Genomic DNA, 10,867 nt, shown 5'->3' with positions numbered 1-10,867 from the left:
TTCGTGTTTAGCGGAGACTTTGGACAGGACGTCATTGTCGACTTCGGCAATGGAAACGACAAGCTGGAGATCGAAGGCCTGACCGAGCTGTCCGATTTCACCGGCAATGCCATGCAGGTCGGCAGTGATGTCATCTACACAGACGGCGACAATACGATCACAATCGAGAACGTGACTTTGTCTGACTTGCAGGCTGATGATTTTGCCTTCAGCTAATTAATCAGCAAGGATTTCTCTCAAAGACAAAGGCGGGCGCAGCAGGCGTCCGCCTTTTTTGCTGGCAACGGAGATAGGCCAGCTACGAAACCAACCAGCCTGAAAGCAAAAAACGCTGGCGCGGGATCTAACCCCTCACGCCAGCGTTTGTCTTATCGGATCATGGTTTGAACCTTAGAAGTGAACTGACTTGGCGTCCAAAGGCTTTTGCAGTGGAGGCGCGAACTTGGTCAGGTCGATCCCTTCCACGGCTTCCTTGTACTCCTCAATAGTTGGTGTTCTGCCCAAAATGGCGGAAAGGACTACAACCGGGGTAGAGGCCAGCAGAGACTCGCCCTTCTTGTCATCGGAATCTTCCACTACGCGGCCCTTGAACAGACGCGTGGAGGTTGCCAGCACGGTATCACCTCGGGCGGCCTTTTCCTGGTTGCCCATACACAGGTTACATCCTGGACGCTCCAGATACAGAATGTTCTCATATTCGGTACGTGCAGTGCTTTTTGGCGCAGCATCGTCGAACTCGAACCCGGAATACTTCTGCAGCACGTCCCAGTCGCCCTCTTCCTTCAGCTCATCGATGATGTTGTAGGTCGGAGCAGCAACAACAAGCGGCGCGTTGAACTCCACCTTGCCCTTTGTTTTCTCTAGGTTCTTGAGCATACCGGCCACAATCTTCATATCGCCCTTGTGCACCATGCAAGAGCCGACGAAGCCGAGGTCGACCTTCTTCTCACCACGGTAGAAGGAAACCGGGCGGATGGTGTCATGGGTGTAGCGACGTGACACGTCCTCGTTGTTGACGTCCGGGTCGGCGATCATCGGTTCATTGATTTCATCCAGATCAACGACGACCTCCGCAAAGTACTTCGCATCAGCGTCAGGCTTCAGCGCTGGCTTCTCACCGGATTTAATCTCGGCAATGCGCTTGTCCGCCTTGTTGATCAGACCTTGAAGAACTTGCGCTTCGTTATCCATGCCCTTGTCGATCATCACCTGAATACGCCCCTTGGCCAGCTCAAGAGAACCAATCAGCGTTTCGTCATTGGAGATACAGATCGAGGCTTTTGCCTTCATCTCTGCAGTCCAGTCAGTGAAGGTGAAGGCTTGGTCTGCCAGCAGCGTGCCAATATGCACTTCAATCACGCGGCCCTGGAAGACGTTGTCGCCATGCTGCTTCAGCATTTGGGCTTGCGTCGCATGCACCACATCACGGAAGTCCATGTGCTCAGCCATGGAGCCCTTGAAGGTTACCTTCACGGATTCCGGAATTGGCATGCTTGCCTCACCGGTCGCCAGCGCCAGTGCCACAGTGCCGGAATCTGCACCAAACGCCACGCCCTTGGACATGCGTGTATGGCTATCGCCGCCAATGATGATATCCCAATCATCAACGGTAATGTCATTCAGCACCTTGTGGATCACATCGGTCATTGCATGATACTCGCCCTTGGGATCGCGGGCTGTAATCAGGCCGAACTTGTTCATGAACTTCATGAGCCGAGGAATATTTGTCTGCGCCTTCAGATCCCAAACAGAGGCCGTGTGACAGCCAGACTGGTACGCACCATCTACAGTTGGAGAAATGACGGTAGCCGCCATAGCTTCCAACTCCTGAGAGGTCATCAGGCCCGTTGTATCCTGAGAACCGACGATGTTTACCTTCACCCGCACGTCGGAGCCTGCATGCAGAACCTTGCCCGGTGTAGAGCCGACGGCATTTCTGTTGAAGATCTTCTCAACGGCAGTCAGGCCCTGACCTTCATGGGAGATTTCCTTGGAAGGTGCAAAGACCTGCGGTGCTTCAACGCCAAGTGTTTCGGCCGCAAATGTCTGCAGTTTCTTGCCGAACACGACAGCGTAGGAGCTGCCAGCCTTCATGAACTCAACCTTCTGTGGGGTGAAGGCAGAGGACACATCAACCAGTTCTTCGTCGCCGTCTTCGCTGAGAAGCTTTTTCGTCTTGGTGTTGATCTTGAACACAGTTCCAGTCTCAACGGAATACTTCTGCTCCAGAATCGGGCTGTCATCATTGTTCAGGATTGGCTTGCCATCTGGCCCCAGCTTTTTCACCCAGTTCTTGAGGTCAATGCCGATACCACCAGTCACACCGACGGTTGTCAGGAAGATTGGAGAGATGCCGTTGGTTCCAGCGACAACAGGCGCGATGTTGACGAACGGTACATACGGGCTGGCGGGCTTGCCAGTCCAAAGCGCTACATTGTTAACACCGGACATGCGGGAGGACCCAACGCCCATGGTGCCCTTCTCAGCTACGAGCATGACGCGCTTGTCTGGATGCTGCAACTTGAGCGCTTCAATTTCTTTTTGCGCCTGTTCGGAAATCATGCACTTGCCGTGAAGCTCACGGTCAGAGCGAGAGTGTGCTTGATTGCCCGGGGACAGAAGGTCGGTAGAGATATCGCCCTCAGCAGCGACATAAGAAACGACCTTGATCTCTTCTTCGACCTCGGGAAGTTTCGTGAAGAACTCTGCCTTTACGTAGCTCTCGAGAATGTCCTTTGCGATTTCGTTGCCCGCCTCAAAAGCTTCCTTGAGCCGGTCTGTGTCGGCATCATAAAGGAATACCTGTGTCTTCAGGACATCGGCCGCCTCATTCGCAATATCAGCATCATCACCTAGGGCCAGGTCCAACAGAACTTCAACTGAAGGACCACCCTTCATGTGCGACAGCAGCTCGAATGCAAATGCACGTGAGATCTCCGCAACAGCTACATTACCTAGAATGATCTCTTTGAGGAACTTGGCTTTTTCACCTGCAGCGCTGGTGGTGCCAGGAAGAGTGTTATAGATGAAGAACTTCAGAGAGTCTTCGCGGTGCTCATTCCCGGCATCCTTGATCTGCGCAATAAGCTCACTGACCAACGCGCCATCGTCAATCGGCTTGGGGTTTAGGCCCTGTTCTTTGCGGCTTTCGATTTCTTCCAGGTAGGCGGTGTATAGACTCATGATCATCCCCGAAAACTCGTGTTGGTCTTTTGTTCATCGCCCCTTTTGCGAAGAACGCAGAGTCGGAGCGATTTAATTGTATGCAGGGGTATACTAAAAAGTCAGCAAATTGCAAGCTTCGGCGAGCGCAAACAGGCGTTTCTACACGACACCATAACGCTTCAGCCTAGTTTCTAGAACAAACTGGTCAGAAGATCCACGTATTCGTGTAACCATCCTCAAATGCCGTTTATCTGTCAAATGCAAAACTCGCCGCAGGCACTTCGGCCAATGCCGGACTGAGCGCAAGTTCAAGGCCATCAGTCTTTGCGCAACAGCCTGCCAAAATATCTAGCATCGATAAATATATATTGCGGGTATAATGTAATTTTCATCACTTATACCCCAGCGGCACCCTTCATCGACTTCACACCTTGTTAACCTCTGCCTACCTAATGCTTTCAAGTATTAGCATGTGGCAGCGTGGGACTAATCATGAAAATCAATGGCATAGCAGTAAATATAGTGGCGATGCTGGCCCTGGAAATTCTACTGATTACAGACTTCTGGTATATCAACACTGAAGAGGCACATGCTGCGACGAGCACATCTGAGCTGGTGGGTGTGGCAATTCTACTTCTCGGTACCATTCTAATTGCGACCTCAATTTGGGGCCTAGTAAAAGCCTATAAGTTTCAAGTCTGGCTGCAGTACTTCGCTCAAACCCTGAAGGACGGAAAAAACCTTCCCGAATATGGTGACGCTCCCCGGACAGGCGTTTGGGCAACGGCTGTCGAGCTGCTCATTCATCTAACCAATGAACGCAACGAGGTAAACCAACAGCAGCAACAAATGCAAAGCCTTCAACTACAGGAAACAATGGATCGTAGCGAGAACGCCCGCAAGATCGTTGCCGAACATGATGAGTTCGCAACAGCGCGCTACGCAAATCTCAGCACCACCATTCAAGAGGTTCGGTCTTGGGCAGAGGGTTTCCACAGTAGAACAGAAGAGGCCGAGCAGCACGCAGCGGCAACTCTGAGGGAAACCGAGAGAGCCGATCAGGCAGTACAGTCAGTGGCTACGGCAGCGGAAGAGTTGTCCATGTCCATTGCGGAGATTGAACGGCAAGTGGACCTCAGCTTGAAGGCCGTTGATCAAAGCCAGGAAGCCATTGGCACATGCCGTGAACAAGGCGAGCGTTTGAACCACTTGGCATCTGATGTTGCCGAGTACTGCAACAACATTGCTGAAGTTTCGAACCAGACCAAGCTTCTGGCCCTCAATGCATCAATTGAAGCGGCGCGCGCTGGTGCGGCTGGCGCTGGATTTTCTGTCGTAGCGGAAGAAGTCAAGCGTCTGGCGGAGTACACTGAGCAAATCGTGGAAGATCTGAATGCACACCTCAGCCAAGCTGGCGCGGCAACGGCCGCAAATCTTGACGCAGTGGGCACAATCAGCAAATCCATGGAGGATGTTTCGGTCTACTCAGCCGCGATCAGCACGTCAATCGCTCAGCAGACAGCCGCAGCTCATGAAATCAACCTGGCCTGCAAGGATATGGTTGAGCGCGCAGACATCGCTACCAAAGACGTTGCTGCAACGGCTGAGCGCGACCGGCGCACCATGGAAGAATCCGGTGTGCTGCTTGGCAACCTCGGCTGCCTTTCTGCTTCCATACTGGAACTGCAAGCCGAGACTGCTTGCTTCTTGAAAAAGGTCGAGGCGGTTTGAACGAGTTGTGAGGACGGTCTAGATGATCTCGTCCTCATCATAAAACGGATCGTTCTCAAGCTGCGTAACGAGGCTCTCGATTGTATCGATGGCCTCGTTTTCACTTTTAGCCTCTGCAAGATGGTAGAGCCCATCTCCCTCATAAACCACCGGCAGGTTTGTGCGTCCGATGATTATACCGTCAATCTGAGCTTTCACTTGCTGCTCAACTTCGCCAAACGGATCGGAGATAATGCCAAGCACTTCGCCCTTTTTCACGAAGGTCCCTGTACGTTTATAGCTTCGAAGCAAGCCGCCCGCAGGCGAACGCTGCCACCTGCTGCGATAACAAATGACCGGATTTTCCTTTGGCTGGGCAATACCGCGCCCGGATATCATATCCAGATGGCGCAGCACGCGCAAAATACCTGAGGTACCTGCGCGAATGGCCATCTCATCAAACCGCAGACTCTCCCCCGCTTCAAACAAAAGCACCTTCGTGCCGTGCTCCGCAGCAGCATGACGCAGTGAGCCTTCGCGCACCTTGGCCAGCAGTGTAACCGGTGCCCCGAAAACCCGTGCCAAATCCATCCCCGCTCTGTCTCTTGGCGCAATTCGAATTTGCGGCAAGTTCGTGCGATGGATCGCGGCGGAGTGGAGATCAATACCGTAGTCAGATTTCTGAACGACCTCGGTGAAAAACAAGTTGGCTATGCGCCCCGCCATAGAGCCGCTCTCTGTTCCCGGAAAGGACCTGTTCAGATCCCGACGGTCCGGCAGATAACGAGATTGGTTCATGAAGCCGAAGGTGTTTACAATCGGCACCACCAGGAGCGTGCCACGAAGGCGCGACAAGGCCTTGTTTTGCAGAAGTCGGCGCGCAACCTCAACACCAATGATTTCATCACCATGAACAGCGGCACTAACGAAAACAACCGGACCAGGCCTCTTGCCATGAACCACATGCACTGACATCGCAATTGGGGTGTGATCAGACATGGTTCCTATTGGCAGCTCAACGGTTTGCCGAGTACCTGAAGGAACAGACTCATCACCAATTCGAAAGCTTTCACGCAGCACAGGCTCTACCCCTTGCCTTTGGTTTTCGTCTTGCCGACGCTTGCGTTCCGCGCAATGAAGTCAATGATCTTGCCCGCCACATCCATGCCGGTCGCCTTTTCTACACCCTCAAGCCCCGGTGAAGAGTTGACCTCCATGACGACAGGCCCTTCCTTGGAACGCAGCATATCTACGCCGCAGACATTCAAGCCCAATGTCTTCGCCGCACCGACAGCTGTTGCACGCTCTTGAGGCGTGATCTTCACAGTACTTGCTTTGCCGCCCCGGTGCAGATTGGAGCGGAACTCACCCGGCGCACCTGTGCGCTGCATCGCGGCGACCACCTTGCCACCAATGACGATTGCGCGAATATCGCTGCCTTCGGCCTCTTTTACGAACTCCTGCACGAGAATGTTAACGTCCGCACCGCGAAAGGCCTCAATGATTGACTTCGCTGAACGGTCTGAATCCGCCAGCACAACACCAATTCCTTGCGTTCCCTCGAGCAGTTTAATGACCAAGGGAGCCCCCCCTGCAAGACGAAGAACTTCCTCTGACTGTTTTGGATAGTGCGCAAAGGCGGTTGTCGGCAGACCAATGCCATCGCGTGCAAGCAACTGCATGGAACGCAGTTTGTCACGAGAACGGCCAATTGCGACTGACTCATTAAGCGGAAAAACGCCCATCATCTCGAACTGACGCAACACAGCCAGGCCGTAGAAGGTAACTGACGCTCCAATTCGAGGAATGACTGCATCGTATGCGGGTACTTTGGTGCCACCATAGTAAATCTCAGGGCGTCTTGATGCAATGTTCATTGTACATTGAAGTGTATTCAGAATATCAAGCTCGAAACCCCGCTCTTCAGCAGCTTCTTTAAGACGCCTGTGAGAGTAAAGGTTCGGATTTCGGGATAACATTGCAATTTTCATCGATACTCTCCACGCAATAAATCAAAAATCGCCAATCAGGCGACCAGTCTTTGGGGCTTTGTTATTTAAGAATACGCTGCTGTCAGCTGAGGGCAACCGGACGTCCGGATAAAAATGACTTTGAAGCATTCACAAGGACGTTGCGCCCCTTAAAAGCCGTACGACCAAGGATCATGTCAAAGCCCATGTTTTCACGATTGGCCAGAGACACCTCAATATGCCACTTGTGCCAACCGAGCATGAGGCTAGTCTTTACGATGTAGCGCTCTTCAGGCACACCGCTGGTATTTTTGATCATACGCTGATCATGAATAGCAGTTTCTAGTGTAATGGCACGGTGCTGGCCCTTGAGCGCCGGTATGGTGAACCGTAGCCACGGCACGCCGTTACGTGTAAATGTCTCATCTATCCGGCTGTTAAGAGCAGAGGTTCTAGCGCCAGTATCAATCTTGGCTTTCATTTCTGAGATCTTAAAATCCGGGAGGGCGACGTACTCACGCCAGCCAATAATATCTGGCTGCAAGTGCCCTGATTTGACGCCACGCTTCATGGAAGGCTTCCTTTTCACAAGAAAACTCCCTTGGTTGCCGCAGTTGTTCCCTAAGTAGTCGGTGAATCAAAGCGCAATTTGGCGGAGTGTTCGCGTCAAATGACGTGAAGTTCAACAAAATGGAATACGGATGAATACGTACAGAGCCTTTAATGGCACGATCCCCCCAATCGCACAACCTGCTGGTACAACTCCTACTTACAGATAGTGGGCAAGCTGGTGGTGCGGTTGTCACCTATATGTACCCAGTTCCGCGGTGAGACAGCGGACTGGCGACAAGTATATCGATAGGGCGTCGCATACCACGGAAGTATGGCAGGGCTTTTGCTGTCCAGCACAAGGTCGCCTTGCTCTGTCACCACCGTCAACACTGCATGACCACGCTTTTCTCGGTCAACCCCGACAGTGACAAGGAGTGTCTCCATGGGCCAACCGAGAGCAAGGAGCAGCCGGCGTTTTTCGAGAGCAAAGTCCTCGCAGTCCCCCGCACCCTGCTTTGGGAAGGCCCATTGCTCTGCAATCCCATAGAGCACCTGATCAGGAACACGATTTATTGCTGCATTAACCTCCCGATTGACCTTCTGAAGTTGCGCCCACCGCCGAACATCAAGCCGAACTCCATTTGGAAACTCACCCGCGCCAGCGCTTTCACATTGCGCGGGGTTGTCCTCGCAGAATGCATCAAAACCTTTTGGGGCAGGGGCAGCACCCTCAATTGGCATGAACCTTTGGGTGTCAGTTTCTCGTTCTGAAGCATCAGCAGAAGGTGTGTTCAGCACTTCCTCAGCCAAGGCTGAAGCCTGAACCTGCAGAAAATGCAAACCGGAGATATCAGACCCCAAGAGCAAAGGCTGCCCAAGAGAAACTGAGAAGGCGAGGATTGGCACAACCAATAGGAATCGAGGAATGGCGGACACGAGGCACCTCTGCTGCTCGAAACCGGCTTCGGACATACGTATCCGACGCCGGTAGCGGCAGGTTAGCCAAGCCGTCTCACCATCACATTAAGGAGTTAGTGGTGTTTTGAAGCAGGTTTTAAAGACTACCCTTTATTTATCAGAGAGGGATCATTGTTGGCCCATGCCATCACTTTGGGATTCATGATCCGGAACCACAGCGGCGGAATGGCGGCCAAAACAAAACACCCCGGATATCCACTTGGCAGCCTTGGCAGATCGGGGAAGTTCCGAAGCACCTGATATGGACGAAGTGGATTGGAGTGGTGATCCGAGTGGCGCTGCAGATGGAAGGTCGCCAAGTTGGAGTAGATATGGTTCGTGTTCCAGGAATGCCTGGGCTGACACGGCTCATATCGACCGTTTTCCATTTTCTTGCGCTTCAGTCCGTAGTGCTCGACATAGTTTGCCTGCGTTAGGCCGTACCATCCAACCACATGGTGCACAATGATGAAGGGCAGAACCCCCGGGCCAAACCAAACAACGAGACCAGCCGCAATGGCAAGCGTGATGGCGTATCCTTGGAGAATGTCATTGCGCCACGACCAAACAGAATGGCCTTTCCTCTTGAGACGCTCCGCCTCATGATGCCAGCCACGCACAAAACCACCTGGAATTTCTCGGAGCGCAAATCTGTAAATGCTTTCTCCGAAACGCGAGCTCGCCGCGTCCTCAGGTGTTGCCACTTGAACGTGATGACCTCGGTTGTGCTCGATGCAGAAATGTCCATATCCAACCAGCGCGTTGCTGATTTTCGCCCCCCATTGATCAACCTTGTTGGTCTTGTGCCCCAGCTCGTGGCCAACGGTCAAACTATTCGCGTGAAAGGTACCAACGCCCACTGCAAAGACCAGCACAGCCCACAAGGGTGGGCTGTAGGTGCCAACAACCCAGACAGCCGCGAAGAAAGTCAAGTAATAGATCGGAATGATGCAAAAGAGCAGCACGCGGAAATAGGGATCCTGTTCAAGACGGTACATCACGTCATCCGATGGATTGTAGGGATCCTCTCCCAAAAGCATATCCAACAGCGGCATCCCAACGAAGAAATAGATCAAAGGGAAACACAACGCTGCCAAAAACCCTGTCTCTACGTAGACCAGCATTGAGGCAATGGGCAAAAATGCCGTCACAAATGCAATCAACCAGAGATAGCGCTTCCCATTTCGATATCGAGCGGCGTTATTCGTCAAATCATTGAGCTCTGCATGCATAGATAAACCCTCCCAAGATCACCTATAAATCACATATTACGCTAGGTTATATATTAAACACATCAAATCAAGTAATAAACCAAGGGGGAGCATCACTACAAAAAGAGCGACCAATACTTAGGGCTTTTCTGCATTATAACTGTGAGTAATGACAAGCCACCAAGTCATTGCCTATACTCGGTAAAGTTGCAAAATCCAACCAAGGAACGGTCTGCGTGTTTAAAGTTGATACCTCAGCTCCCATTCTGGTCACCGGTGCTTCAGGCTATGTTGCCGGATGGATCGTCAAAAGCCTTTTGGAGGCGGGCGCAACTGTCCATGCGTGTGTCCGCGATCCCGGAAATCAGACCAAGCTGCAACATCTCAGCAACCTTGCTGAGCGCACCAACGGCAAACTGAAGTTTTTTGCTTCTGACCTGTTAGAGAAAGGCTCATACGCAGCCGCCATGAAAGGCTGCAAATTTGTGTTTCATACTGCCTCACCGTTCACGATCAGTGTGCAAGACCCCCAACAGGAACTCATCGATCCTGCCTTGAAGGGAACCACCAATGTTCTTGAACAGGCGAACAACACGCCTTCGGTGCAACGTGTCGTGCTTACAAGCTCCTGCGCAGCGATCTTTGGAGACAACGCCGATATAGAAAACACACCAGGTGGGGTATTCACCGAAGAGGTATGGAACACTTCGTCATCACTCTCACATAACCCCTACTCTTACTCCAAACGCCTCGCGGAACAGAAAGCATGGGCAATAGCCAAAGCGCAAGACCGCTGGGATCTCGTGGTCATCAATCCCTCTCTTGTAATTGGGCCAGGCCTTAATCCAAACGCCACGTCAGAGAGCTTCTCACTCATCCGCCAGTTCGGCAACGGCACACTGCGGCATGGGGCGCCCAAATGGGGCATGGGCGTCGTTGACGTCCGGGATTTGGCAGAGGCTCATCTCGCCGCAGCCTTCACACCAGAAGCGCATGGCCGCAACATCATAAACGGGCACAACACCGATTTCTTCGAGATGAGCAAGATCCTTCATCGCACTTATGGAGATAGCTTTCCGATCCCCAAAACCGCTGCACCAAAGTGGTTGATCTGGCTTGCAGGCCCGGTGGTCAACACCTCCATGACACGGAAGATGATTGCTCGAAATGTGGATGTGCCCTTTAAGGCGGACAACACCAAAGCCGTTAAGGAACTGGGCGTTACCTATCGTCCCCTGCGCCAATCACTGGAAGAAATGTTTCAGCAGCAAATAGATGCAGGTGCTTTTGCGAAAAGCTGAC

8 protein-coding genes and 1 pseudogene are annotated in these 10,867 nt (G+C 52.4%); 3 read left to right on the top strand and 6 right to left on the bottom strand.

Features of this window, described 5'->3' with window-relative positions; genetic code table 11:
- Positions 1-216 (top strand): annotated as a pseudogene (locus PUV47_RS14165) (calcium-binding protein); the annotation flags it as partial.
- A gap of 174 nt (positions 217-390) precedes the next feature.
- Here the strand turns inward: PUV47_RS14165 and PUV47_RS14160 are convergent.
- Positions 391-3,183, bottom strand: a complete 2,793-nt coding sequence (locus tag PUV47_RS14160; protein WP_274219227.1) for a bifunctional aconitate hydratase 2/2-methylisocitrate dehydratase — start codon at positions 3,181-3,183, stop codon at positions 391-393.
- A 474-nt stretch (positions 3,184-3,657) separates the two neighbouring features.
- Between PUV47_RS14160 and PUV47_RS14155 the strand changes: the two genes are divergently transcribed.
- Positions 3,658-4,896 carry a methyl-accepting chemotaxis protein gene (locus tag PUV47_RS14155; RefSeq protein WP_274219226.1) on the top strand — a complete coding sequence of 413 codons (1,239 nt, stop codon included), beginning with the start codon at positions 3,658-3,660 and terminating at the stop codon, positions 4,894-4,896.
- Between the two features lie 18 nt (positions 4,897-4,914).
- On the opposite strand, the gene PUV47_RS14150 is transcribed toward PUV47_RS14155, so the two are convergent.
- From PUV47_RS14150 to PUV47_RS14130, 5 genes are all read right to left on the bottom strand, one after another.
- Entirely contained in the window at positions 4,915-5,874 is a 960-nt protein-coding gene (locus PUV47_RS14150) for a succinylglutamate desuccinylase/aspartoacylase family protein (RefSeq protein ID WP_274219225.1), read from the bottom strand.
- Between the two features lie 86 nt (positions 5,875-5,960).
- Positions 5,961-6,866, bottom strand: a complete 906-nt coding sequence (gene rimK, locus PUV47_RS14145; RefSeq protein WP_274219224.1) for a 30S ribosomal protein S6--L-glutamate ligase — start codon at positions 6,864-6,866, stop codon at positions 5,961-5,963.
- A gap of 82 nt (positions 6,867-6,948) precedes the next feature.
- The gene (locus PUV47_RS14140; RefSeq protein WP_274219223.1) at positions 6,949-7,416 is read right to left on the bottom strand and encodes an ATP-dependent zinc protease family protein; all 468 of its coding nucleotides are present in this window, start codon (positions 7,414-7,416) and stop codon (positions 6,949-6,951) included.
- A 194-nt stretch (positions 7,417-7,610) separates the two neighbouring features.
- Positions 7,611-8,333 carry a transglutaminase-like cysteine peptidase gene (locus tag PUV47_RS14135; RefSeq protein WP_274219222.1) on the bottom strand — a complete coding sequence of 241 codons (723 nt, stop codon included), beginning with the start codon at positions 8,331-8,333 and terminating at the stop codon, positions 7,611-7,613.
- Between the two features lie 125 nt (positions 8,334-8,458).
- A complete protein-coding gene (locus tag PUV47_RS14130) occupies positions 8,459-9,586 on the bottom strand; it encodes an alkane 1-monooxygenase (protein ID WP_274219221.1) in 1,128 nt (375 codons plus the stop codon).
- A gap of 215 nt (positions 9,587-9,801) precedes the next feature.
- On the opposite strand from PUV47_RS14130, the gene PUV47_RS14125 reads away from it, so the two are divergent.
- Positions 9,802-10,866, top strand: coding sequence for an NAD-dependent epimerase/dehydratase family protein (locus PUV47_RS14125; protein ID WP_274219220.1), 1,065 nt, complete (start codon positions 9,802-9,804; stop codon positions 10,864-10,866).
- The last annotated feature ends 1 nt before the right edge of the window (position 10,867 follow it).

The organism is Pseudovibrio exalbescens (assembly GCF_028737195.1).
GTDB classification, from domain to species: domain Bacteria; phylum Pseudomonadota; class Alphaproteobacteria; order Rhizobiales; family Stappiaceae; genus Pseudovibrio; species Pseudovibrio zosterae.
The sequence above is the reverse complement of the archived record's forward strand: the minus strand, read 5'-3'. Positions and strand labels throughout refer to the sequence as shown.